Raw genomic sequence first — 22,195 nt, 5'->3', positions numbered from 1 at the left:
CAGTTTCTTTGGATTCCCAACTAACTGTCAATGTTGTCGCGCATTGACTTGCCTCCGTGCGGTTTCTACTTTGTACGGGATGTCAACTAACCCGGTGCGGAACGGCGGGCGGCTCTGCTACGGCGGGGACTGGAACCCGGAGCAGTGGCCGCCCGAGGTGTGGCGCGAGGACGTCGCCCTGATGCGCCGCGCCGGGGTCAACCTGGTCACCGTCGGCGTGTTCGCCTGGTCCCGGCTCGAACCGGCCCCCGGCCGGCACACCGCCGACTGGCTCGACCGGGTGCTCGACCTGCTGCACGACAACGGCATCCGGGCCGCCCTGGCCACCCCCACCGCCGCCCCGCCACCGTGGTTCACGCTGGCCCACCCCGACGCGCTACCGGTCACCACCGACGGCGTACGCCTGCACCACGGCAGCCGCGACACCTACTGCGCCGCCGCGCCCGCGTACCGGGCCGCCGCCCGGGACATCGCCGGGTTCCTCGCCGACCGGTACGCCCACCACCCCGCCCTGGCCCTGTGGCACGTGCACAACGAGTACGGCACCACCTGCCACTGCCCGCACGCCGACGCGGCGTTCCGCCGCTGGCTGACCGACCGGTACGGCGACCTCGACGCGCTCAACGCCGCCTGGGTGACCAGCTTCTGGAGCCAGCACTACTCGGACTGGGCGCAGCTGGCCACCCCGCGCGCCACCCAGTACCTGGGCAACCCCGGCCAGCTGCTCGACTTCCGCCGGTTCTGGTCGGACACCCTGCTGGCCGCGTACGCCGAGCAGCGGGACCTGCTGCGGGCGGCCAACCCGGCGGTGCCGGTCACCACCAACTACGTCCTCGGCGACTGGGTGCCGGTCGACCACGCCCGCTGGGCCTCCGAGGTGGACCTCGTCGCCATCGACCACTACCCGTCCGCGGTCGACGGCGGCGCGGAGGAGCAGACCGCGCTCGCCGCCGACCTGGCCCGCGGCTGGGCACGGCACGGCGCGTACCGGCGCGGCGCGGGCGACGACTCGTGGCTGCTGATGGAGAGCGCGCCCAACCAGCTGCACACCGCCGGCCGGATGCACACCAAGGAACCCGGCCGACTTGCCCGGCACAGCCTCGCGCACGTCGCCCGCGGCTCGCGCGGGGTGATGTTCTTCCAGTGGCGTGCCCCGGCCGGCGGCGCGGAACGCTTCCACTCCGCCGTGGTCCCGCACGCCGGACCGGACAGCCGGGTGTTCCGCGAGGCGGCACAGCTCGGCGACCTGCTCGGCCGGATCACCGAGGCCACCGCCGGGCGGGTGGCCGCCGCCGTGGCGCTGGGCTGGGACGCCGCCAGCGCCTGGGCGCTGCGCCACCCCGGCATGCCGTCCCGGGCGCCCGACCACCACGCCGAGGTGGCCGCCGCGCACCGGGCGCTGTGGCGGGCCGGCGTCGCCTGCGACCTGGTGCCGCCCGGCGACCCGCTGGACGGCTACCGGCTGCTCGTGCTCCCCGCGCTCTACCTGGCCGCCGACGCCACCGTGGACTGGGTACGCCGGCACGTCGACGCCGGTGGGCACCTGCTGGTGACCTGGCTCAGCGGCGTCGCCGACGAGCACGCCCGGATCCGCCTCGGCGGCTACCCCGGCGCGTTCCGCGACCTGCTCGGCATCCGGGTCGAGGAGTTCCACCCCCTCGCCGACGGCGACCGGGTCGCGCTGACCGACGGCGGGTACGGCGAGCTCTGGACCGAGACCGTCCACCTGGCCGGGTCCGAGCCGGTCGTCGGGTACCGCGGCGGGGTGCTCGACGGCCGCCCCGCGATCACCCGGCACCGCCACGGCGACGCGCTCGCCTGGTACCTCTCCACCCGCCCCGACGACGACACCTACCAGCGGCTGCTCGCCGGGGCGGCCCGCGACGCCGGCGTCGGTCCGGTCTGCCCGGCGGCGCCACCCGGGGTGGAGGCGGTCCGCCGGCACGACGGTGACAGCAGCTGGCTGTTCCTGCTCAACCACACCGACCGGCCGCAGCGGATCCCCGCCACCGGGACGGAACTGGTCACCGGTGAACGGGTCGACGAGGCGGTCACCGTCCCGGCCGGCGGGGTGGCCGTGCTCCGCGAGCGGCCGCGCTGACGGTCGAGCCGCGGTCAGGCGGCGCGGTCCGCGGCCACCGGCCTGTGCCTGCCGAGCCGGCCGCGCAAGGCCGGCCCGGGGGTGCGCACCAGACCCGACGACGCCGGTCCCCGCGAGCCGGGCTGCCGGGTGAGAATGCGGGGATGTCGATCGTCCTGCGCGCCCCGGCCACCTCCACCGCTCCCGAACTGGTGCTGCGGCCGTGGCACGCCGGTGACGTCGAGGACCTGCTGGCCGCCTACCGGGACCCGGTGTTGCTGAGCTGGACCCGGAAACCGGTGACCACCCCGGGCGAGGCCCGTTCGTTCGTGCGACGCAGCCGCCAGGGCTGGGCGTCCGGCCGCCGGTTCAGCTTCGCCGTGGTCGAGCCCGGCCCGGAGGGGGAGCGGCTGGTGGCGAACGTGGTGCTCAAGGAGATCATCCCCGGCCGGCCGGACGCCGAGATCGGTTACTGGACCGCGGCGCCCGCGCGGGGACGCGGGGTGGCGCCGCGTGCGGTGGACGCGGTCAGCGCCTGGGCGTTCGTCCGGTTCGCCGCCGGCGGCCTGACCCGCCTCGAGCTGCTGCACCAGATCGACAACCCGGCCTCCTGCCGGGTGGCGGAGAAGAGCGGGTACGTCTTCGAGGAGGTGCTGCCCGCCCGGCCGCCGTTCCCGCGCGACGGCCACCGCCACGTCCGCCGACGGGACTGACCGCCGACGGGGCGTCGGGCCACATCGCCGGCCGGCTCGCCCGGGCCTCATGGCCCGGGGCCTCATCGGCCGGCCGGCTCGCCGGGCGCCGGACCGAGCAGCCGGAGCAGCAGTCGCGGTTCGCCCGGCCACGCGTCGAGCAGCACCTGCCGGGGCACCTGCCGGCCGGCGTAGCGCAGCGCCAGCGCCACCACCACGATGTCGTCCAGCGGACCGATGACCGGCAGAAACTCGGGAATCAGGTCGATCGGGCTGGCCAGCCAGAGCCCGGCGAGCACGATCGCGACCTTCGCCCGGCGGGGCACCCGGGGGTCCCTGCGCAGCCGCCGCACCGTGGTCAGACAGTCCGGGATGAACGCGGCCAGATCACGCAGGAGACCCGGTGGCAGCCGCCGGGCCAGCAGGATCAGCAGAGCCCAGCTGGCCAGCAGGCAGACGACCGCGACGGCCAGGCCGATCAGCCAGTCGCGCACGGCCACCGGTCCCTCCCCACGTCGTCCGGCCCCCCAGGAATGTACGCCGGACCACTGCCCGCCGCCCGCTGGGAATGGCGGCCCCTCCGACGGCGCTGACCTCGGTTGGAGCAGCGGATACGGTGGGTGCGGAGGTGACGGCGGTGACGCATGGCTGGGAGGCGGCGGTCGAGGCGCAGATCCGCTCGGCTCTGGAGCGGGGCGAGTTCGACAACCTGCCCGGTGCCGGCAAGCCGATCCCGGGCCGGGATCTGCCCTACGACGAGGGCTGGTGGATCAGGAGCTTCCTGGAGCGCGAGCAGTTGCCCAGCGACCTGCTGCTGCCCACCCCGCTGCAACTGCGCCGGCGGATCGAGAAGCTCCCCGACGAGGTGCGTGACCTGCCCACCGAGGAGTCGGTGCGCGCGTACGTGGCCGACCTCAACACCGAGATCGTGGCCTGGCTGCGCACACCGACCGGTCCCCGGGTCGTGGTCCGCCCGGTCAACGCCGACGACGTCGTCGGCCGGTGGCGGGCCGACCGGGAGCGGCTGAGCGTCGGGTCGGTGCCCGCCGCTCCGGCCACCGTTCCCGACGAGGCGCGGCGGCGCCGGCGGCATTGGCGGCTGCCCTGGCGGCGCAACTCCCGCTGAACCCCCGGCCGGACAGCAGCCGAGATCTGCCCGGCCGGACGGCCCGGGGTCAGCAGCCGACGCGCGTAGCGGACAGGGCGATGTCGTCGAACAACACGTCGTACGCGGACGGGTCAGGGTTGCCCTGGTACAGCTGCCAGCCGATCTTCACGGTGTCGAACTGGGGAAACACGAAGTCCACCGGGTTGCCGCCGTGCTCGCGGGTGGTGACGGTCAGGTCGGTCTGGTGCACGCCGTCGATCCAGACGTCGACGCGGTTGTCGGTCGCGTCCGCGCGCCACTCGACGCACTGCCAGCGGTCCGCGACCGACGGCGCCGACTCGCGCCAGTTGGTCCAGTCGCCGGTCGGGCCGCCGTCGGCGCCGACGCCCCACAGCGCGCGGCCGAGCGTGGGTACGTACTGACCGCCGAGCGGGCGGACGATCTCCGGACCCTGGCCCGTCGCCTCGACGAGGGTGTAGTGCGCCCAGTCCGGTGCGGTCGGGAACGCGGCCACCCGCAGGCGTACCCGGCCGAAGAAGCTGTTGCCGGGCGCGGTGAAGTCGTCCACCTTGAGAAAGGCGCGGCCGTTTCCCTCCGTGTGCACGTGCAGGACGCGGTCGCCTCGGTGGCGTTCGACGGTGAGGGTGCCGTGCTCGGTGTCGATGCCCCAGTTGAGGCTGGCGGCACCGCCCAGCGGGAGCCGTTCGAAGTCCTCACAGAACAGAACACGGTCCGGGCACCCACCGCGGGGGTGGGCGGGCGCCGCGGCCGGCGCGGCGAGCAGCAGAAGTGCACCGGCCGCAGCGGCCGCCAACTTGGTCATCATGTCGACATCGTTACATACATCGATTGATCAGGGTGGCCGGGTGCGCCCAGGGAGCGTGTTGGCGGGCTGCCGAACCAGCGGGAGAGGTGGTTGTCCAGGTCCTGCCGATCGTCGCCGACCCAGGCGGTCGGGCGGAGGAGCCGTTTCCCCGCCACGCGATCGCATCTCCGCATTACTGGATTATCGATAACGCCAATCCGAAAACCGGGCTAGGACAAACCGCGCAAACCAGAGATGCACCATAATGACAGTTCTTGGTTATCAACAGAAACGGTTACTGTTGTTGGATGGTCAAGATGTGTCTCCGCTGCCTCAAGGAACGCCCCCTTGACAGCTTCCGCAAGGGCGACCGTGAACTGGTCTCCTGTGCGCCCTGCCGCGAGTATGCGCGCGTCAACAACCACAAGAACCGGCGAGCGAAACCCGGCAAGATCCGTGCAGACAATCTCTGGGCCCTGTATCGCATCCGACCAGAGGAGTACGACGCGATCCGGGCGGCCCAGGCCTACCGATGCGCCATCTGTGGAATCAATGAGAGCGAGATCATGACGGGGTCACGAGGGCGACCGCGTCTGGACGGCACGCCGAACGCCGAACCGTTCCGACTGGTCGTCGACCACTGTCACGCGTCCGGGAAGGTTCGTGGACTACTGTGCGGCCCCTGCAACGCCGGTCTCGGCGGATTCCGCGACGATCCGGCGCTGCTGACAGCGGCAGCGCGTTACCTGCTCGGCCGGGAAGGACCGAGCCCTCTGGGCGGACGGCAACGTGCGCTTGACGGTCCCTGTAATGGGATCGAGGAGAAGGCTGCGGACGGCGCTGTCGGTTGAGGGCTGTTGGCCACACCGGAGCTTTGCCCCTTGACGGCGCTCTTCTGCAGACCGCGGTGCTGGTTCAGCTCAGGACCAGGAGGTCCAGGGCGTCGACCACGGGTCCGGTCTCGGACTGTGCCGCCCTGCGCAACCGGGCCAGGCCCGCGGCGTACTCGTCGTCGTTGATCAGTTGCAGCGGGGTGTGCGCCTCCCGGCGCAGCGCCGCCGCAGCCTCGCGGAGGGACGCCGCGCTGATCTGCGGGACCTGTTCGAGACCGACGGTGACGAACCCCGCCGCGGCGAAGGCTGCTTCGACGTCAGCCGCGCTGGGGTAGGCGTCGAGCACGCGGACGGCCTCGGGGAAGTAACGGAACAGGGTGATCGCCTGGTGTCGACCGGCGAACGCGGCGCGGATCAGCACCCGGCCGCCGGGCCGCACCACCCGGCGCAACTCGCGGGCCGCGCGGGCCAGGTCCGGCACGTGGTGGATGACCGTGGAGATCCAGGCGGCGTCGACGCTGCGGTCGTCGAGCGGGATGCGCTCGGCGTCGCCGGGCAGGACTGGCTGGAACATCGAGCGGGCGCGCATCGCCTCGGCGGGCTCGACCGCGACGACCTCGATGCGGTCGTACCAGGCGGTGAAGGCTCGCGCCCACATCCCGGTGCCGGAGCCCAGGTCAAGCACGCGCATGCCCGGCCGGGGATCCAGGTGCCGGATCACCGCCTCCCGCCAGGCCGCGAGCCCGTCGTCGCTGAGGTGCCGGGTCGCCTCGAACGCTGCGGCACCCGCATGGTCGTACGCGATTCGTGCCATGCCCCTCACCCAACTGCCCGGGCACCCGGGAAGGCAAGGGTGCGGCTGTGTGACGAACCGCGCACGCTGCGGGGCCGTCGGGTCGGACCTGGCTTACGTAGGGTCAGGCCATGGGCGTGGACTCCGCTGTGCGGCGCTGGCTACGGCAACGTGGAGCCGAGACGATCCCGCCCGGGGCCACTCTCTACACCCACCTGTGCCGAGTGCACGACCGCCTCACCGAGCTGGGGTGTGGCGTTGACGCGCAACTGGCTTCGCGGACCCCGCGCCGGCTAGTGCCGCAGCTCCGCCGCCGGACGACGACGGTCTAGTGCCGCAGCTCCGCCGGCGGACGGCGGCGGTTCCCGGCCAGCGCCACGTCCAGCACGGCGCCCACGCCCTCCTCGCCGAGGCCGGCCAAGCGGTGGATCAGCAGGAGTCGGTGCCGCAGCCACTCCGGCGTCCCGATCGCCGGCGTACGCTCGCCGCCGGCCCGGCCCGCCGCCCCGGTGCCGCGGGGCAGCGGGAGGTGGTCCACCGCCGCGGTGGGAAGCGCCCGCCCGCTCGGGTCGTGCTCCTCGACCAGCAGGGCCGAGGTGTCCTCCAGCACCCGGCACGTCCAGGGCTGGGGCAGCCGCGCCAGCCGGCGGACCGCCGCCGCGACGCCGGTCTCGTCCGCGTTGTCGGCGGCACGGACGCCGGTCACCACGGCATTCCACAGCTCCTGTTCCGCCGGGCTGGGTGGCCGCCTCGTCACCATCTTCGCTCCGCTTCTGCCGCTGCCGCCGTCGAGGATGCCGACCGGTCCGGGGCCGGCCGGCACGGGCCCGTAGGAGGGCGAGGCCCGTGCCGGTCGCGGTGATCACCCCAATCACCGTTCCCCGCCGGAGCCGGTCGGCCGGACGGCGTCCGGGGACCGCGCCGACGGGGGTCCGAGCCGGACACCGGTTGCCGGGCGTCCGGGCAGGGGGAGGGTCCGGATGCGCCTCCGGTGCACTCCCAACGTGAGTCAAGTATGCAATACGGTTACCGAGTTATGACGATTTGAACGCCCGCGTTTCTCGTGTCGCGACGGTCACCACCACGTCGGCATCCGCCGGCCGGTGTGGACGGCGGGAGCGCGTGTCGCAGTCAGCGGACGCGGTGCCGCCCCGGGGCGCGAACCCCGGGGCGGCACGCGCGATCAGCTCTGCGTACGGTCGTCGATCTCGGTGTCGGACTCCCCGGGTCGGGCGCCGATCGCCTCCTCGGCGGCGCGCCCGCCGGTGCTCTCGTCGCCCAGCGTCAGGCTGCTGCGGGGCAGACCGGACAGGCCGGCCGGATCCTGGATCTCGCCCTGCACGCCCCGGGTGTCCTGGCTGCGATCCTCGATTTCCGTACCCGATTCCCCGGGTCGGGCGCCGATCGCCTCCTCGGCGGCGCGCCCGCCGGTGCTCTCGTCACCCAGCGTCAGGCTGCTGCGGGGCAGACCGGACAGCCCGGCCGGGTCCTGCGTCGGCTGGTCCGGCCAGTCGGCGTTCTGCCCGCCGGCGCCACCGGCGGACTCGCGGCGCCCGGCACCCCGTGCGTGGTACCGGCCGGCGTCGGTGCCCGGATCACCCGGGTCGGCCAGGCTGGTGTCGACCGGTCGGCTGTCCGGATCGGCCAGCCCGGCCCGGCGCAACATGTCGACAAGCTCATCGTGCGGCATGCGCTCGGTGTCCGTAATGCCGGCACCGCGCGCGATCGACCGCAGGGTGGTCAGGTCCTGATCAGCGAAGGTCTCGGCCATGTCGGTGGCTTCCCGCCGGACCCGCAGCGGAAACCTGCGCCGCTCAGCCGCGTGGCCTGCCCAGGCCGCGCAGCACCGCCAGGCCGCGGGCAGGTCCGCGGCCGGGCACCGCCAGGCCCCGGGCAGTCCGGGGCCGGGCCCGCCGGGCGAGGTAACGGCCCGCGCACGAAACGGTCACAGAACTGACGTCCGGGTCTCGGTACGGGCACCAGGCTCACGCTTGGGTCTCGGCTCGACCACGGCGGGAGCCGTCACCACGTCGGTCTGCGTCAATGACCGAAACGGATCCGGTGCGTCCCGACCGGATCCGCCGCCCCTCACCCCGCCGGGAGGATCCGATGCTCCACTGGAGACGGTCACCGCTGCTGTTGGTGGCGCTGCTCGCCGCGACGGCGATCGGTGCCTGCACCGCCGCCGACACCGGCGCGCGCAGCGGCACCGCCGAGGCGCCGCCCCGCCCGTACGAGGGCAGCCCCTGGCCGGGCGGCGCCGACACCTCCACCGAGCGGGACCCGCTGTCCACCTTCGCCGTCGACGTCGACACCGCCTCCTACGGCTACGCCCGGCGGCTGATCGCCGACGGCCGGTTGCCGGAGCGGGCCACGGTGCGGCCCGAGGAGTTCGTCAACTCGTTCCGCCAGGGCTACCCGGAGCCGGCCGGCGACGGTTTCGCGGTGCACGTCGACGGTGCCCGCCCGCCCCGCGCCCACGAGGGCGGCGACCGCACCCGGCTGATGCGGGTCGGGTTGCAGACCCGCGCCGAGGACCGGGCATCCCGCCCGGACGCCGCGCTCACCTTCGTCATCGACACCTCCGGGTCGATGGACGAGCCCGGCCGGCTCGACCTGGTCAAGGACGCCCTGCACACGCTGGTGGACCAGCTGCGCCCCACCGACTCCATCGCGGTCGTCGAGTTCAGCACCGAAGCCCGGGTGCTGCGGGAGATGACGCCCGTCTCGGACGCGCGGCGGCTGCACGACGCCGTCGACTCGCTGCGTACCCGGGACAGCACGAACCTCGAGGCAGGCCTGGTGCTGGGCTACCGGGTGGCCCGCGACGGGTTCCGTGCCGGGCGGACCAACCGGGTGATCGTGCTCTCCGACGGGCTGGCCAACGTGGGCAGCACCGACGCCGAACCCATCCTGCGCCGGGTACGCGACGAGGCGGAGAAGGAGATCGCCCTGCTCGGGGTCGGGGTCGGCAGCGACTACGGCGACCGGCTGATGGAGCAGCTCGCCGACCGGGGCGACGGGTTCGTCGTCTACGTCAGCGAGCGCGAGCAGGCCCGGAAGATGTTCGTGGACCAGTTGCCGGCCGCCCTCAGCGTCCGGGCCCTCGACGCCAAGGTGCAGGTGAGCTTCGACCCCGCGGCGGTGCGCTCCTACCGGCTGATCGGTTACGACAACCGGGCCGTCGCGGACGAGGACTTCCGCGACGACCGGGTGGACGGCGGCGAGGTCGGCCCCGGCCACAGCGTCACGGCGCTGTACGCCGTCCAGCTCGCCGAGGGCGCGCCGGCGTCGGCCCGAGCGGCCCGGGTGCAGGTGCGCTGGACCGATCCGAGCGACCACCGGCCGGCCGAGACGTACCAGTCGGTCCGGGTGGCCGACCTCGACCCGGCCTTCGACGCCGCGTCGCCGCGCCTGCGCACCTGCTACGCCGCGGCCTACTTCGCGGTGGCGCTGCGCGGCGCCGACGACGGCGCGCCGGTACGGCTGGGCGACCTGGCGTCGATCGCCGACGGCGCGGCCACCGCGACCGAGGACCCGGACGTGCGGGAACTGGCCCGCACCATCCGGGCGGCCGAGGAGCTGCGCCGCTAGCCCGGGCGCCGGTGTCGGGGTGAGGTCCTCAGCCGGTCCCGGCGCGCAGGCTCCGGACCAGGGTGGGGATCATCACCGACGCCGGGACGAGGTGCAGCCCGAGAAGGGTGGCGACGGTGGCGGTGTCCGCCCCGGAGAGGAACGGCGGGACCAGCGAGATCGCGGTCAGCGACAGCGCCGTCCACCGGAACCGTTCGGCGGGGCGGGCGGCCCACCGCAGCAGCGCGGCGGCGATGACGACGCCCACGATGGAGAAGAAGCCGGTCACCACGGCGAAGCCGGGCAGCGGGATCGTCTCCCCACCGTCGGGGATCTCGAAGTCGACGCCGCCGGCCCGGGCGAGCGCGGCGGCGAGGGTGGTGGCCGCCGTCGCCGCGAGGGCGGCGATCAGGCCGGTGCCGGCGAGCCGGCGGAATCGGTGGCCGCGGTCGGCCCGGCGCGTCGCGGGGCCGGCGATGGTGTCGCTCGTGCTGCTCATGGTGCTGCTCCCGGTCGGGTGGTGGGGGTGCACGGGTGAGGACGGGTCCTGGTCCGGGATCACTCGATGCCGTCCGCGGGCAGGCGTTGCGGCAGCCCGAGCCGCGGGAACTGGTCGGCGTGGAAGATGAGAATCTCGGTGATCTCCCCGCCGGTGATGCGCAGCACGTCGATCGTCAGCGGCAGGTAGGCGCCGGCCTGCTCCCGCCAGTGGTAGTAGGCGACGGCGGGCTGCCGGTTCACGGCGGTGGGGACGGCGCGCAGGCCGGTCATGTCCGCGAAGCCGTCGTCGATCCAGTTGGTCACCACCGCGTCCCGGCCCACCTGGACGCCCGGCGTGGGTGGCATCGCGCAGCGGACGTCGTCGCGCAGCATCGTGGTGAGCGCGGCGATGTCGGTGGCCACGCTGGCCTCGGTGAATCGGCGTACCAGCTCCCGCGTCCCGGCGTCGTCCTCGGCGCCGGTCCAGTCCTGCCGCTCGGCGGGCAGGTGCTCCCGCATGCCGGCGCGGGCCCGCTGCAGCGCGCTGTTCACCGAGTTGACGGAGTCCCCGAGCAGCTCCGCGACGTCCCGCGCCGGCCAGCCGAGCACGTCGCGCAGGATCAGCACGGCCCGCGGGCGCGGCGCGAGGTGCTGCACCGCCACCAGGTACGCCAGCTCGATCGTCTCCCGGGCCACGGCGACGCTCTCCGGCTCGTCGGCGTCGCCCGCGGGCAACTCGTCGAGCAGCCGGTCCGGGTAGGGCTGCAGCCACCGCACCTCGCCGCCGGTCGCCGGCTCGGGGCGGCGCCGGGCGAGCAGGTCCAGGCAGGTGTTGGTGGCGATCCGGTACAGCCAGGCCCGGAACGGCGCGCGTCCCTCGAAGGTCTCCCGCCGCCGCCAGGCGCGCAGGAACGTCTCCTGCACGGCGTCCTCGGCGTCGTCGAACGATCCGAGCATCCGGTAGCAGTGCACGTGCAGCTCCCGCCGGTGCCGCTCGGCCAGTGCCGTGAACGCCGGCTCCTCGATCTCACCCGACCCGCTCACGCCCAACTCCTCCCGCGTGTCCACCCTCATCGCGTCATCCTTCCGTCCCGTCGGGTCCTGTCACAGGTGTGACGGGTCCGGGCGCGGGAACTCATCACCCGGACGGCAGCCTCCCCTTATGCCGCTCATATGTGCTGGTTCGTACCCTCAGGTCCATGCCTGTGGTGACGACGGAGACCAGACCGGCCAGCCGGTGGCGCGCGCCTGTCCGCCGGGCGGTACGCGCCGTCTGCCGGCCCGGCCCCTGGCGTCGCGGGCCGGTGCTCGCGGCGGCGGCGCTGCTGCTGGGGCTGGTCATGCTGCTGCACGCGAGGATCCCGAACCGGATCGGGAATCTCGGCAGCCTGGTGGAGACGTTCCTGCCGTGGTTCGGCCTGCTCATCCCGGCGCTGCTGGCCGGGGCGTGGTGGCGCCGGTCCGCCACCGCGGTGGCCGCGCTGCTGCTGCCGGCTCTGGTCTGGCTGAGCCTCTTCGGCGGGCTGCTCGCCGACAAGTCCCGGTCGGGTGGCTTCCTCACCGTGGGTGAGCACAACGTCGGCGCCGGCAATCCCGACCCCGCCGGCACCGCCCGCGCCCTGGCCGCCTCCGGGGTGGACGTGCTGGCCCTGGTGGAGTTGACCGAGGAGGCCCGCGGCACGTACGAGGAGGCGCTGGCGGCGACGTACCGGTATCACACGGTGCTGGGCACGGTCGGGCTGTGGAGCACGCTGCCGCTGTCCGACACCGCGCCGGTCGACATCAAGATGGACGCGGGACCGCTGGGCGACACGAAGCCGGCCGAGGTCACAGCGACCTACACCCGGGCGCTGCGGACCACGGTGAGCACCGACCGCGGCCCGCTGGCCGTGTACGTGGCCCACCTGGGATCGGCCCGGGTGAATCCCAGGGCGGGCTTCTGGACGGCCCACCGGGACCGGAACGCGCAGGCGCTCGGCCAGGCCCTCGCCGCCGAGCGGAGCGAGCGGGTGGTGCTGCTCGGCGACCTGAACGGCACCATGGACGACCGTGCCTTCGGCGGCATCACGTCCCGGCTGCGCTCGGCTCAGGTCGCGGCCGGGGACGGCTTCGGCTTCACCTGGCCGGCGGCGTTCCCGATGGTCCGGATCGACCAGATCATGGTCCGCGGCGTGACGCCGACCAACTCGCGCGTGCTGCCGGCCACCGGCAGCGACCACCTGCCGGTGGCGGCCCGCATCGCCTGGTGACCGAGTCCGAGGCGCACCCGGGCCGGTCAGCGCCGGGCGAGTTTCGGCGGCTGCCTGGGCCGGGTGCCCTCCGGATCGACGCCGACCCGCACCGCGAACCGGGGATCGACGGCCAGCAGCGGGCGCGGCCCGAACAGCGCCATCGCGGTCAGCAACTCGTCGGTGCCGCGCTCGCTCCACGCCGGCCGCAGTTCCGGGTCCAGGTCGGCGTGCGTCCGGCGCATCCGGCGCAGCAGCCGCCGGGCCGCCGCCCCGGTCTCCGGCACCTCACACAGCCACCAGCCGCCGAGCGCGGTGGCCAGGCAGCACAGCAGCAGGCCGGCCACCGAGGCGGGCCCGCCGGCGTCACGGCCCTCGACGGCGCTGTCCACCAGCCGGGTCAGCCCGACCGCGGCGACCGCGAACAGCGGGAGCGTGCCCAGCGCGATGCGCCGCCGCTGCGCCGGGGTGAGCAGCCAGCCGTCGCGGACCAGCCGACCGACCAGGCGGCGCAGCGCCCGGCCGACGTGCGGGTCGGCCAGCGTCGCGGCCCAGGTCTGCGGCCGGCGCAGCGCGGCGTGCAGGGCCCGGACCAGCGCCGCCGAGCGGGGCGGGGGCGGGCCGTCCACCGACAGGGTGCCCAGCTCGCCGAGCTGCGCCACCCCCGCCCGGCGCAGCACCGCGACGCCCACCTGGCAGGCCAGGCCCGCCCGGTCGGTCAGGTACGCCAGCTCGATGGTGTCCGGCCGCTCGCCCCGGGCGCGGCGGCCGGTCAGCTCGCGTACCGCCACGGCGATCGCGAGGGCCGCGGCGACCGCCGTGACGTAGTCGAGCAGGAAGAGCGGTCCGCTGACACCCCAGAGCATGGCGCCAAGTATCGCGCGGCGGCGCGGACCGCCGGCGCCGGCCGACGACCATGATCAGGAAGCGTGCCGTACCTCGGTGTCCCAGATCTGCGACCACGGTCGCCGCATGCCCCGACAGACGAAGATCGGCAGGCCGTTCTCGTCGTTGTCGACCGCCACCCGCTGGTCGACCCGGCCGGCCTCGGTAACCTCCGTGAACCAGGTCCGCAGCTGGTCGGGGCGCTCCCAACCCACGGCGATCACCACGTCGGCGCCGTCCGGGGGCCGGCCGAAGCGGGTCATGCTGTTGTGCCCCGAGTACGCCCGCGGCAGCCCCCGGGCCGGCCCGTACCGGGCCAGCGCCCCGGCCTCGCCGTAGTTGCCGGTGAGCAGCACGGCCCGGGTCCGCTCGGCCGGCGGCAGGGCGCGGTGCACGGCGGCCATCGAGTCGGCCAACGCCGGCCAGCCGATGGTCTCGCCCGCGTCGTAGTTGACGTCGACCACGAAGCCGGGCAGCCGCTGCGCCGGCAGGGTGGGCAGCAGCAGCACCGCGCTGCCGGCGAGGGTGATCGCGGCGCCCACGGCCAGCAGGGCCCGCCGCAGGCGCGCGCCGCGCCGGACGGCCCAGTCGACGGTCACCACGGCGCCGGCGGCGGTGAGCACCAGCAGCAGCGGGGCGTCGTAGTAGCCCTTGCCGCCGGCGAGCAGCACCAGCCCGAAGACCACCAGCCAGGCCCAGCCCAGCGCCCGGTACGCCGCCCAGGCCGGCCGGCGCAGCAGCGCCACAAGCCCGGCGACCCAGATCGGCGTCGCGTACGGACTGACGATCATCAGTTGCAGCACGGCCGCGTCGAGCCGGCCGCTGTAGGAGCTGTCCCCGCCGGCGATCGAGGCGGCCACCGACAGCTGCGGGAACCCGTGGGCGGCCTGCCAGGCCAGGTAGGGCACGGCGAGCAGGGCGGCCACGGCGGCGCCGGCCAGCACCCGGCGGTCCCGCAGCAACCGGCGCGGCCCGGCGATCGCCACCCCGGCCAGCAAACCGATCCCGAGCAGCCCGGGCAGCAGCTTGTTGAGCAGCCCGACGCCGAGCGCCAGACCGATGCCGAGGGCCCACCGGGTGTCCCCGGTGCGTAGCATCCGGGTCGCGCACCAGGCCGCGACGAGCCAGACCAGCAGGTCGACCGTGGTGGTGCTGAGCAGGTGCCCGCCGGCCAGCACGATGCCCGAGGTGGCGGCGAGGAACGCGGCGAACAGCTGGGCCGCCCGGCCCGCGCCGAGCTCGCGGGCGATGGCGGCGACCAGCGCCACCGCGGCCCCGCCGAGCAGCGCCGACGGGGTACGTAGCAGCACCAGGTTGCCGGGCGCGACGGTGTCGGCGAGCCGGGCCAGCGCCGGCACCAGGGGCCCCTGGTCGACGTAGCCCCAGTCGAGGTGCCGGCCGCAGAGCAGGAAGTACAGCTCGTCGCGGTGGTAGCCGTACCGGCCGGCGAACAGCAGCAGCACGACGCTGGTGGCGAGGCCGAGCAGCCACGGCCCGGCGGTGCGCGGCCCGGCCGGCGGCGGTGGCGTCGGGGACGACGGCGCCGGGGCGGGGCGGTCGAGGTCGGTGACGGGTTCGGCCACGCCGTCCATGATGGCCCTCCGGCGCCGCCGGTGGGGGGCACCGGGCGGTGCGGCGGGTGGCCGCCGGAAACCCGGTGACCGGCGGTCGGGCACCGCACTAACCTGCAGCGGATGCGAATGCGTGAGTTCACCGGGGCCGACTGGGCGCAGGTCGGGCCGATCGTCGCGGCGGTCGTCGCGGCCGGCGACACCTTCCCGTACGACCCGGCGTGGCCGGCCGAGGTCCTGCGCGACGTGTGGGTGGAGCGACCCCCGGGGCGCACCGTGGTCGCCGAGGAGGACGGGACGATTCTCGGCACCGCCAAGATGGGCCCCAACCGGCCGGGTCCGGGCTCGCACGTGGCCACCGCGAGCTTCATGGTGGCCGGGGCGGCCCGGGGTCGCGGCGTGGGCCGCGCCCTGGTCGGCGAGGCGCTGGACTGGGCGCGCCGCGAGGGGTACGCGGCCATGCAGTTCAACGCCGTGGCGGAGACGAACCTGGCCGCCGTGGCGCTGTACCGCTCGGTCGGGTTCGCCGTGGTCGGCACCGTGCCGGAGGCGTTCACGCACCCCACCGAGGGTCGGGTGGGGCTGCACGTCATGCACCGTCGGCTGTGACTGGGCACGATGGGCGATCATGGGCGGATGAGCAGTGAACCGATCGAGCTGACCGCCGCCCTGGCGCGCTTCGACCAGTTGTGGAGTCCGCGCATCGTCACCACCGTCAACGACTACGACGTCCGCGTCGCCAAGGTGGCCGGGGAGCACGTCTGGCACACCCACGACCACACCGACGAGTTCTTCCTGGTGCTCGACGGGGAGTTGCGCATCGCGTTGCGCGACGGCGCCGACGGCGGGCAGCGGGAGGTGGTGCTGCCCCGCGGCGCGGTGTACGTGGTGCCGCGCGGCGTCGAGCACCGGCCGTCCGCGCCGGACGGGGCCTCGATCCTGATGTTCGAGCCGTCCGGCACCTCCTCGGTGGGGGACCGGCACGAGGAGGCGCCCGGGCACGTCGACGCCACCACCGGGCACCGGCTCTGACCGGCGGGTTCAGCGCGTCACCGGCGTCCGGGTCGGGGACGGGACCGGCGCGGGCGCCGGCCAGCCGATCCGCCGTACGCCGGGCACCGCGGCGGTGCCGGCGCAGGCCACCAGCACCAGTGCCCCGGCGACGGCCAGCGGAACCGGCGGTCCCCAGGCGCGGGCGGCGAGCGGGGCCAGGGCGTACCCGAGCGGCATGGCGCCCAGCGACACCAGCCAGTCGTACGAGGTGACCCGGGCGAGCACCGCCGGCGGGAACTGTCCCTGCACCACCGTCTCCCAGACCGGGTTGAGGAACCCGAGGGCGGTCAACGCGAGGCAGTAGGCGGCGACGACCAGTGGGGCGGGCGCCGCCCCGGCGAGCAGCAGCAGCGGGGCCGCGTACGCGGCCAGCGCGAGGTTGCCCAGCAGCACCGGCCGGCGGGGGCGGAGCCGGGCGGCCAGCAGCGCGCCGGCGAGCATGCCGGCGGCACCCACCTGTTGCAGCAGCACCCACACGCCCTCTCCGCCGAGCCGCTGCACGGCGACCACGGGACCGATGGTGAGCAGCACCGCGGCGGCGCCGTTCCACACCCCGTGGGCGAGCAGGCTGCTCCAGTACCAGTCCCGGGAGCGCACCTCCCGCCAGCCGAGGGTCAGGTCGGCGCGCAGCGACCGGCGCGGCGCGGGGACGTGCCGGACCCGGATGAGCGACAGCAGCACGGCGCTGACCGCGAACGAGGCGGCGTCGAGCACGAACGCCCACCCCGGGCCGACGGTCCAGATCAGCAGGCCGGCCAGGCCCGGACCGGCGAGCCGGCTGGCGTTGGCGGTGACGCCCATCAGGGCGTTGGCCCGCTGCCGGCCGTCGGCGTCGACGGTGCCGGCGACCAGCGGGGACGCGGTCGGGATGGCGAACGCGGAGGCCGCGCCGCCGACGGCGGAGGCCGCCGCGAGGTGGGCCAGGGCGGGAGCGCCGCCGAGCAGTTCCGCGCCGACGACCAGCTGGGCGGCGCAGCGCACCAGGTCGGTGACGAGGGCGACCCGGCGGGCGTCGAACCGGTCGGCGACCACGCCGCCGAGCGGGAGCAGCAGCAGCCGGGGCAGCATGGCGCAGCCGAGCACCACGGCGAGTGCGGCGGTGGAGCCGCTGGCCCGCAGCACCGCCAGGGCCAGCGCGGTGGGCACCACCGCGTCGCCGACGGCGGAGACCGTGCGGCCGAGGAAGAGCAGGCGGAAGGCGGGCAGCCGGAGGGGGGACGTCATGCCCGGGGAGGTTAGTTCGACGCCGAATATTTCGTCAACAAAATATTGCTCGTGCGCGTACGGTGGTCGGGTGACCGCCCGTGATCGCACCGACCGACACGTCGACCGCTGGCTGCCCGTCCTGCCCGACCTGGACCCGGACATCGAGGGCGCGGTCACCCGCATGTCGGTGCTCACCCGCCACCTGCGCGGGGTCAAGGACCGCGCGCTGGCGGAACTGGACCTCCAGGAGAAGGAGTACGGCACCCTGCACGCCCTGGCCGGCCGGGGCGGCCGGGCCGCGCCCTCCGAGATCGCCGACGACCTGCGGATGGCGCCCGCCTCGATCACCGCCCGGGTCGACGCGCTGGTGCGTCGCGGGTATGTGCGGCGGATCCCGTCGACGGTGGACCGGCGACGCATCGACGTGGAGTTGACCACCGCCGGCCGGGACGCCTGGCGGCGCGCCATGGAGGTGGTCGGCGACGAGGAGCGGCGGGTGCTCGGCGTGCTCTGCCCGGACGAACGGCGCCTCCTGTCCGACCTGCTGCGCCGGGTCTGCCGGGCCGCCGAGGGCGCGCCAGGGCCGGAAGGTGTCGGCGGCCGGGGCTAGATTGGCGCTGGCACGCCCAGTCGTCCCGTCCGAGGAGTCGCCATGACCACACTCGCCGACCGGCCGCACACCGCCCTACTCGTCATCGACGTCCAGAACGGCGTGGTGGCCCACGCCCACGACCGGGATCGGGTCGTGGCCAACATCGTCACCCTCGTCGACCGGGCCCGCGCCGCCGGCGTCGCGGTCGTCTGGGTGCAGCACCGCAGCGATGACCTGCCCACCGGCAGCCAGCCCTGGGAGTACGTGCCCGAGCTGGTGCGCGGCGACGCCGAGCCGCTGGTGCACAAGGCGTACGGCGACTCCTTCGAGGACACCGACCTGGAGCAGGTGCTCGCCGAGCGGGGGATCGGCCGGCTCGTCGTGGCGGGCGCGCAGACCGACGCGTGCATCCGATCGACCCTGCACGGCGCGATCACCCGGGGCTACGACGCGACCCTGGTCGCCGACGCGCACACCACGGAGGACCTCAGCGACTACGGGGCGCCGCCGCCGGACCAGGTCATCGCCCACACCAACCTGTACTGGGGAGAGCACAGCGCGCCCGGGCGCACCGCCGGCACCGTCGACACCGCCGCGGTCGACTTCGCGGTCCCGGCCCGGGCCTGACCGCCGGCCGCTCCCGGGGGAAAATGCCTGGCCGGTGGCGGGCGCGACTGCCAGGCTGCGGCACATGAGTTCACAGGCCCTGGCGGGTGCGCTCGCCGACGACCGCCGCCGTGCCGTCTTCGCCGCCATCGTGCTCGGCGCCGCCGACCTGACCACCGTCGCGTCCCGTGCCGGGCTGTCCACCCGCGACGCCGCCACGGCCGTTCGCCGGCTGGCCGACCTGGGCGTGGTGACCGACGACGGCACCGGGCTGCGCGTCGACGGGCGGTGGCTGCGCGAGCAGGCTCGGGCGGGCGCGGCGGCGAGCGTACCCGCCGCGAATCCCCGGGAGTCGATCCTGCGCACCTTCCTGCGCGACGGGGCGCTGACCCGGCTGCCCGCCCAGCGGGGCCGTCGCCGCGTGCTGCTGGAACACATCACCGACCGGTCCTTCGAAACCGGGGTCCGGTATCCGGAACGCGCCGTCGACGACGCGCTGCGCGGCTGGTGCGAGGGCGGTACGGCCGACCACGTGACGCTGCGCCGCTACCTGATCGACGAGCGGCTGCTCCACCGGGACCACGGCGTCTACTGGCGGCCCTGACCCCGGTGAGGCTCGGTGACCGTCGGGCGAGGATCGGCCGGCCCGCCCGCCTTCCATCCCGGACGCCGAAGCCGACCCGTTCCCGGCAGCCCGTTTCCGCCGGCCCGTTCCCGCCGGCCCGGGTTGACGACGCCGTCCGATCGCGCTAAACAAGAAATCGGGAACTTGAGTCAACCAGACTCAACTTGACACCCTGGGTTGAGGAGAACCGAGGAGGCATGGCCATGTTGATGCGTACCGACCCGTTCCGTGAGATCGACCGGCTCGCCGAGCAGTTCTTCGGCACCACCGCGCGGCCGGCGGTCATGCACCTGGACGCCTATCGCGACGGGGACTTCTTCTACGCCGCCTTCGACCTGCCCGGCGTCGACCCGGACAGCATCGACTGCACGGTTGAGCGCAACGTGCTGACGGTGCGCGCCGAGCGGCGCCGGCCCACCGGCGAGGGTGTCGAGCTGGTCGCGGCCGAGCGGCCGATGGGCACCTTCACCCGGCAGCTGTTCCTCGGCGACACCCTCGACACCGACAAGCTGGAGGCCGGCTACGACAACGGCGTACTGACCCTGCGCATCCCGATCGCCGAACGCGCCAAGCCGCGCCGGATCAGCGTCAGCACGACCGGCAGCGGCCACCGCGAGATCCGGGCCTGACCGGCCGGCGGACCGGCGGCTGACCGGGCGCCCGCTTGGCAGCGCAGCGCCTGACCGGGTGCCCGCTGGCGGATCGGTACCCGACCGGGCGCCGGCCGGGACATCGCACCTGGGCGAGCGTCGGTCCGGGCCGGCTCGGCCAGCGGCACCGACGGCCGATCGCGGCGGCGCCAGGGCGCGGGCAGGAGCAGCAGCGCCGATGGGGCGCCGCCGGGGGATCAGCGCCCGACGGCGGGACCGGTGGGGGCGTCCACGACGGACGTCCCCACCGCCGTGTCCGGGGCGGCCGGATAGAGCCGGGCCAGCGCGTGCGCGGTGCGGGCCAGCCGGTCCCGCAGCTCCGCCGGCTCCAGCACCTCCACCTCCGCGCCGAGTTTGAGCAGTTCGGTGTGGGCGTGCCGGACCGACTCGATCGGCACGATGGTCTCCAGCCAGCCGTGCTCGTCCGGTGGGCCGGCCGCCGCGCGGGCCGCGCGGCTCATCTCCGGCGGGAAGACGTACGGCATGAACTCCAGCGCGGCGACGGTCAGCCGGATCCGCGCCCGCGCCCGGTAGACGTCCTGTTCGTAGCGTCGGGTCCAGTCCTGCCAGTAGGCGGCCAGGTCGAAGTCGGCCGGCCGCTCGTACCGCTCGTCGCTCGGCAGCACGTCCAGCACGGCGCCGACCCGGTAGGTGCGGATCTGCTCGTCGCAGCGGGCCACCAGGTACCAGCGGCCCGCCTTGAGCACCACGCCCAGCGGGGCCACCACCCGGATCACCTCGCGCGGCGCCCGCCACCGCCGGTAGCGCATCCGCACCAGCCGGTCCTCCCACACGGCGCGGGCCAGCGCGGCCAGGTGGGGGGTGGGCTCGGGGTGCCGGAACCAGCCCGGCGCGTCGAGGTGGAACCGCTGCCGCATCCGGCCACCCCGGTCGGCCAGCTCATCGGGGAGCGCGGCGAGCACCTTCAGCTCGGCCGCCGCCACCACCGGGCCGAGTCCCAGCTCGGCCGCGGGGCCGGGCATGCCGGCCAGGAACAGCGCCTCGGCCTCCGGCGCGGTCAACCCGGTCAGCCGGGTCCGGTACCCGTCGAGCAGCCGGTAGCCGCCGGCCGGTCCCCGGTCGGCGTACACCGGCACCCCGGCCGCGCCGAGCGACTCCACGTCCCGGTAGACGGTCCGGACGGAGACCTCCAGCTCGCCGGCGAGCTCCTGGGCGGTCATCCGGCCCCGGGTCTGCAGGAGCAGGAGCAGGGAGACCAGGCGGCTGGCACGCACCCGCCGACGGTATCCCGCCGCGCCGTACCGGTCGCGGCCCGGCCCGCCGGGCGAGCTCGCGGTACCCGCCGGCGGTCGACAGGTCCGCGGCCGCTCGACCCACGGCGCGACGGTCGCCGCGATTCCGTCGGGCGCGCCTCATCGCGAATCGCCCCGCCGGCTGAGAGCCTTTTTCACATGCTGCGTCCCGAGGTGCTGGCCCGCGGGTCGGCGCGGCCCGCCCTGCCCGGCGGTCCGGCCGACTTCACCGAGGCGTGGCTGCGCAACCGCCGGTTGTCGGAGCACACCCGCGACGCCTACCGGCGGGACGTCGGCGCGTGGCTGGCCTGGTGCGCGGGGCGGGAGATCGACCCGCTGCGGGCCACCTTCCTGGACGTCAACGCCTACGGGCGGGCGCTGGAGGCGACCCTGGCGGCGCGCACCGGCCGGCCGCTCACCCCGGCCACCGTGGCCCGCCGGCTGTCCGCCCTGTCCAGTTGGTACGACTTCCTGGTCAAGCTGCGCGCGCTGGACGCCAACCCGGTCACCGCCGCCGACCGGCCCCGGGTCGACCGGGACCACTCGGCCACCGTCGGGTTGACCCCCGACGAGGTGGACGCGCTGCTGGCGGCCGCCGAGGCGGAGACCGGCCCGACGGCCGCGCGCAACCGGGCCGCCATCGCGCTCCTGGCCGACCTGGGGCTGCGGGTCGGTGAGCTGATCTCGCTGGACGTGGCCGACCTCGGGACGGAACGCGGGCACCGCAGCGTGCGGTTCGTCGGCAAGGGCGGCAAGGTACGCCGCCGGGCACTGACCCCCGGCACCGCGTACGCGGTCGACGCCTACCTGACCGCGCGGGCCGCCGCCCAGCGGGTGACGGTGCCGGAGCTGACCGGCCCGCTGCTGGTCACCGCCACCGGCGCCCGGCTCGACCGGCACTCGGTGTTCCGGCTGGTGCGCCGGCTGGCCCGCACCGCCGGCATCGCGGCCTGGGCGAAGCTGTCGCCGCACTCGCTGCGGCACGCGTTCGCCACCACCGCGCGTGCCGAGGGGGTGCCGTTGGAGGACGTGCAGGACGCGATGGGGCACGCCGACCCGCGCACCACCCGCCGCTACGACCGGGACCGGCACAACCTGGACCGCGACCCGGCGTACGCCATCTGGGCGGCCCGGGCCCGCCGGCGCGGCTGATCGTGTCGGA

Annotated in this window: 24 protein-coding genes; 13 read left to right on the top strand and 11 right to left on the bottom strand. The window is 74.9% G+C overall.

The features are described 5' to 3' along the window. The first annotated feature begins 79 nt into the window (after positions 1 to 79). Both LQ51_RS26565 and LQ51_RS26560 read left to right on the top strand, forming a co-directional pair. Complete coding sequence (locus LQ51_RS26565; protein WP_046570325.1) at positions 80 to 2,101, top strand: beta-galactosidase; 2,022 nt, start codon at positions 80 to 82, stop codon at positions 2,099 to 2,101. Positions 2,102 to 2,244: 143 nt separating this feature from the next. Continuing rightward, complete coding sequence (locus tag LQ51_RS26560; protein ID WP_046570323.1) at positions 2,245 to 2,793, top strand: GNAT family N-acetyltransferase; 549 nt, start codon at positions 2,245 to 2,247, stop codon at positions 2,791 to 2,793. 62 nt (positions 2,794 to 2,855) lie between these two features. Here LQ51_RS26560 and LQ51_RS26555 read toward each other — a convergent pair whose 3' ends face one another. Further along, positions 2,856 to 3,266, bottom strand: a complete 411-nt coding sequence (locus tag LQ51_RS26555) for a YkvA family protein (RefSeq protein WP_046570370.1) — start codon at positions 3,264 to 3,266, stop codon at positions 2,856 to 2,858. 143 nt (positions 3,267 to 3,409) lie between these two features. Here LQ51_RS26555 and LQ51_RS26550 point away from each other — a divergent pair, with 143 nt between their 5' ends. Continuing rightward, positions 3,410 to 3,898, top strand: a complete 489-nt coding sequence (locus LQ51_RS26550) for a DnaJ family domain-containing protein (protein WP_046570368.1) — start codon at positions 3,410 to 3,412, stop codon at positions 3,896 to 3,898. Positions 3,899 to 3,947: 49 nt separating this feature from the next. Here the strand turns inward: LQ51_RS26550 and LQ51_RS26545 are convergent, their stop codons facing one another. Beyond that, positions 3,948 to 4,706, bottom strand: a complete 759-nt coding sequence (locus tag LQ51_RS26545; protein ID WP_082159661.1) for a hypothetical protein — start codon at positions 4,704 to 4,706, stop codon at positions 3,948 to 3,950. A 287-nt stretch (positions 4,707 to 4,993) separates the two neighbouring features. Here LQ51_RS26545 and LQ51_RS32390 point away from each other — a divergent pair, with 287 nt between their 5' ends. Then, positions 4,994 to 5,536 carry an endonuclease VII domain-containing protein gene (locus LQ51_RS32390; protein WP_156313236.1) on the top strand — a complete coding sequence of 181 codons (543 nt, stop codon included), beginning with the start codon at positions 4,994 to 4,996 and terminating at the stop codon, positions 5,534 to 5,536. A gap of 64 nt (positions 5,537 to 5,600) precedes the next feature. On the opposite strand, the gene LQ51_RS26535 is transcribed toward LQ51_RS32390, so the two are convergent. The 3 genes from LQ51_RS26535 to LQ51_RS34615 form a co-directional block, all read right to left on the bottom strand. Then, positions 5,601 to 6,332 (bottom strand): class I SAM-dependent methyltransferase, encoded by a 732-nt coding sequence (locus LQ51_RS26535; protein WP_046570321.1) that lies wholly within the window; start codon positions 6,330 to 6,332, stop codon positions 5,601 to 5,603. Positions 6,333 to 6,639: 307 nt separating this feature from the next. Continuing rightward, entirely contained in the window at positions 6,640 to 7,071 is a 432-nt protein-coding gene (locus tag LQ51_RS26530) for a hypothetical protein (RefSeq protein WP_156313235.1), read from the bottom strand. 423 nt (positions 7,072 to 7,494) lie between these two features. Then, entirely contained in the window at positions 7,495 to 8,082 is a 588-nt protein-coding gene (locus LQ51_RS34615; protein WP_369799898.1) for a hypothetical protein, read from the bottom strand. 338 nt (positions 8,083 to 8,420) lie between these two features. On the opposite strand from LQ51_RS34615, the gene LQ51_RS26520 reads away from it, so the two are divergent. Further along, complete coding sequence (locus LQ51_RS26520; RefSeq protein WP_046570360.1) at positions 8,421 to 9,905, top strand: vWA domain-containing protein; 1,485 nt, start codon at positions 8,421 to 8,423, stop codon at positions 9,903 to 9,905. A gap of 28 nt (positions 9,906 to 9,933) precedes the next feature. Here the strand turns inward: LQ51_RS26520 and LQ51_RS26515 are convergent, their stop codons facing one another. Further along, on the bottom strand, positions 9,934 to 10,383 hold the full coding sequence (locus LQ51_RS26515) for a DUF6069 family protein (RefSeq protein ID WP_046570359.1): 450 nt from the start codon (positions 10,381 to 10,383) through the stop codon (positions 9,934 to 9,936). Between the two features lie 59 nt (positions 10,384 to 10,442). Next, a complete protein-coding gene (locus LQ51_RS26510; protein ID WP_046570318.1) occupies positions 10,443 to 11,438 on the bottom strand; it encodes an RNA polymerase subunit sigma-70 in 996 nt (331 codons plus the stop codon). A gap of 125 nt (positions 11,439 to 11,563) precedes the next feature. On the opposite strand from LQ51_RS26510, the gene LQ51_RS26505 reads away from it, so the two are divergent. Then, a complete protein-coding gene (locus LQ51_RS26505) occupies positions 11,564 to 12,613 on the top strand; it encodes an endonuclease/exonuclease/phosphatase family protein (protein WP_082159660.1) in 1,050 nt (349 codons plus the stop codon). Between the two features lie 26 nt (positions 12,614 to 12,639). On the opposite strand, the gene LQ51_RS26500 is transcribed toward LQ51_RS26505, so the two are convergent. Continuing rightward, positions 12,640 to 13,458: a TIGR04222 domain-containing membrane protein gene (locus LQ51_RS26500; RefSeq protein ID WP_046570316.1), complete on the bottom strand. Its 819-nt coding sequence runs from the start codon at positions 13,456 to 13,458 to the stop codon at positions 12,640 to 12,642. Between the two features lie 54 nt (positions 13,459 to 13,512). Then, entirely contained in the window at positions 13,513 to 15,069 is a 1,557-nt protein-coding gene (locus tag LQ51_RS26495; protein ID WP_231605891.1) for a glycosyltransferase family 39 protein, read from the bottom strand. 102 nt (positions 15,070 to 15,171) lie between these two features. Here LQ51_RS26495 and LQ51_RS26490 point away from each other — a divergent pair, with 102 nt between their 5' ends. Both LQ51_RS26490 and LQ51_RS26485 read left to right on the top strand, forming a co-directional pair. Continuing rightward, on the top strand, positions 15,172 to 15,657 hold the full coding sequence (locus LQ51_RS26490; protein ID WP_046570315.1) for a GNAT family N-acetyltransferase: 486 nt from the start codon (positions 15,172 to 15,174) through the stop codon (positions 15,655 to 15,657). Between the two features lie 27 nt (positions 15,658 to 15,684). Further along, entirely contained in the window at positions 15,685 to 16,080 is a 396-nt protein-coding gene (locus tag LQ51_RS26485) for a cupin domain-containing protein (protein ID WP_046570313.1), read from the top strand. A gap of 9 nt (positions 16,081 to 16,089) precedes the next feature. Here the strand turns inward: LQ51_RS26485 and LQ51_RS26480 are convergent, their stop codons facing one another. Beyond that, a complete protein-coding gene (locus LQ51_RS26480) occupies positions 16,090 to 17,325 on the bottom strand; it encodes an MFS transporter (protein WP_046570312.1) in 1,236 nt (411 codons plus the stop codon). Positions 17,326 to 17,395: 70 nt separating this feature from the next. On the opposite strand from LQ51_RS26480, the gene LQ51_RS26475 reads away from it, so the two are divergent. The 4 genes from LQ51_RS26475 to LQ51_RS26460 all read left to right on the top strand — a co-directional run bounded on the left by LQ51_RS26475 (position 17,396) and on the right by LQ51_RS26460 (position 19,759). Then, the gene (locus LQ51_RS26475) at positions 17,396 to 17,917 is read left to right on the top strand and encodes a MarR family winged helix-turn-helix transcriptional regulator (RefSeq protein WP_046570310.1); all 522 of its coding nucleotides are present in this window, start codon (positions 17,396 to 17,398) and stop codon (positions 17,915 to 17,917) included. 42 nt (positions 17,918 to 17,959) lie between these two features. Continuing rightward, complete coding sequence (locus LQ51_RS26470; protein ID WP_046570309.1) at positions 17,960 to 18,526, top strand: isochorismatase family protein; 567 nt, start codon at positions 17,960 to 17,962, stop codon at positions 18,524 to 18,526. 64 nt (positions 18,527 to 18,590) lie between these two features. Then, positions 18,591 to 19,109, top strand: coding sequence for a DUF2087 domain-containing protein (locus LQ51_RS26465; RefSeq protein WP_046570306.1), 519 nt, complete (start codon positions 18,591 to 18,593; stop codon positions 19,107 to 19,109). 224 nt (positions 19,110 to 19,333) lie between these two features. Continuing rightward, complete coding sequence (locus tag LQ51_RS26460) at positions 19,334 to 19,759, top strand: Hsp20/alpha crystallin family protein (protein ID WP_046570353.1); 426 nt, start codon at positions 19,334 to 19,336, stop codon at positions 19,757 to 19,759. Positions 19,760 to 19,977: 218 nt separating this feature from the next. Here LQ51_RS26460 and LQ51_RS26455 read toward each other — a convergent pair whose 3' ends face one another. Next, positions 19,978 to 21,015: a helix-turn-helix transcriptional regulator gene (locus LQ51_RS26455; protein WP_046570304.1), complete on the bottom strand. Its 1,038-nt coding sequence runs from the start codon at positions 21,013 to 21,015 to the stop codon at positions 19,978 to 19,980. Positions 21,016 to 21,192: 177 nt separating this feature from the next. Between LQ51_RS26455 and LQ51_RS26450 the strand changes: the two genes are divergently transcribed. Next, the gene (locus LQ51_RS26450) at positions 21,193 to 22,185 is read left to right on the top strand and encodes a tyrosine-type recombinase/integrase (RefSeq protein ID WP_046570301.1); all 993 of its coding nucleotides are present in this window, start codon (positions 21,193 to 21,195) and stop codon (positions 22,183 to 22,185) included. Positions 22,186 to 22,195: the final 10 nt, after the last annotated feature.

The sequence above is a fragment of the Micromonospora sp. HK10 genome (assembly GCF_000982955.1).
In the GTDB taxonomy this organism is placed as follows: Bacteria; Actinomycetota; Actinomycetes; order Mycobacteriales; family Micromonosporaceae; genus Micromonospora.
The sequence above is the reverse complement of the archived record's forward strand: the minus strand, read 5'-3'. Positions and strand labels throughout refer to the sequence as shown.

What these genes read in the sequence shown, in the direction of transcription:
- LQ51_RS26565 (WP_046570325.1), top strand. Translation starts at nt 80, where the DNA reads ATGTCAACTAACCCGGTGCGGAACGGCGGGCGGCTCTGCTACGGCGGG.
- LQ51_RS26560 (WP_046570323.1), top strand. Translation starts at nt 2,245, where the DNA reads ATGTCGATCGTCCTGCGCGCCCCGGCCACCTCCACCGCTCCCGAACTG.
- LQ51_RS26545 (WP_082159661.1), bottom strand. Translation starts at nt 4,706, where the DNA reads ATGATGACCAAGTTGGCGGCCGCTGCGGCCGGTGCACTTCTGCTGCTC.
- LQ51_RS32390 (WP_156313236.1), top strand. Translation starts at nt 4,994, where the DNA reads ATGGTCAAGATGTGTCTCCGCTGCCTCAAGGAACGCCCCCTTGACAGC.
- LQ51_RS26535 (WP_046570321.1), bottom strand. Translation starts at nt 6,332, where the DNA reads ATGGCACGAATCGCGTACGACCATGCGGGTGCCGCAGCGTTCGAGGCG.
- LQ51_RS26530 (WP_156313235.1), bottom strand. Translation starts at nt 7,071, where the DNA reads ATGGTGACGAGGCGGCCACCCAGCCCGGCGGAACAGGAGCTGTGGAAT.
- LQ51_RS34615 (WP_369799898.1), bottom strand. Translation starts at nt 8,082, where the DNA reads ATGGCCGAGACCTTCGCTGATCAGGACCTGACCACCCTGCGGTCGATC.
- LQ51_RS26520 (WP_046570360.1), top strand. Translation starts at nt 8,421, where the DNA reads ATGCTCCACTGGAGACGGTCACCGCTGCTGTTGGTGGCGCTGCTCGCC.
- LQ51_RS26515 (WP_046570359.1), bottom strand. Translation starts at nt 10,383, where the DNA reads ATGAGCAGCACGAGCGACACCATCGCCGGCCCCGCGACGCGCCGGGCC.
- LQ51_RS26510 (WP_046570318.1), bottom strand. Translation starts at nt 11,438, where the DNA reads ATGAGGGTGGACACGCGGGAGGAGTTGGGCGTGAGCGGGTCGGGTGAG.
- LQ51_RS26505 (WP_082159660.1), top strand. Translation starts at nt 11,564, where the DNA reads ATGCCTGTGGTGACGACGGAGACCAGACCGGCCAGCCGGTGGCGCGCG.
- LQ51_RS26500 (WP_046570316.1), bottom strand. Translation starts at nt 13,458, where the DNA reads ATGCTCTGGGGTGTCAGCGGACCGCTCTTCCTGCTCGACTACGTCACG.
- LQ51_RS26495 (WP_231605891.1), bottom strand. Translation starts at nt 15,069, where the DNA reads ATGGACGGCGTGGCCGAACCCGTCACCGACCTCGACCGCCCCGCCCCG.
- LQ51_RS26490 (WP_046570315.1), top strand. Translation starts at nt 15,172, where the DNA reads ATGCGAATGCGTGAGTTCACCGGGGCCGACTGGGCGCAGGTCGGGCCG.
- LQ51_RS26485 (WP_046570313.1), top strand. Translation starts at nt 15,685, where the DNA reads ATGAGCAGTGAACCGATCGAGCTGACCGCCGCCCTGGCGCGCTTCGAC.
- LQ51_RS26480 (WP_046570312.1), bottom strand. Translation starts at nt 17,325, where the DNA reads ATGACGTCCCCCCTCCGGCTGCCCGCCTTCCGCCTGCTCTTCCTCGGC.
- LQ51_RS26470 (WP_046570309.1), top strand. Translation starts at nt 17,960, where the DNA reads ATGACCACACTCGCCGACCGGCCGCACACCGCCCTACTCGTCATCGAC.
- LQ51_RS26465 (WP_046570306.1), top strand. Translation starts at nt 18,591, where the DNA reads ATGAGTTCACAGGCCCTGGCGGGTGCGCTCGCCGACGACCGCCGCCGT.
- LQ51_RS26460 (WP_046570353.1), top strand. Translation starts at nt 19,334, where the DNA reads ATGTTGATGCGTACCGACCCGTTCCGTGAGATCGACCGGCTCGCCGAG.
- LQ51_RS26450 (WP_046570301.1), top strand. Translation starts at nt 21,193, where the DNA reads ATGCTGCGTCCCGAGGTGCTGGCCCGCGGGTCGGCGCGGCCCGCCCTG.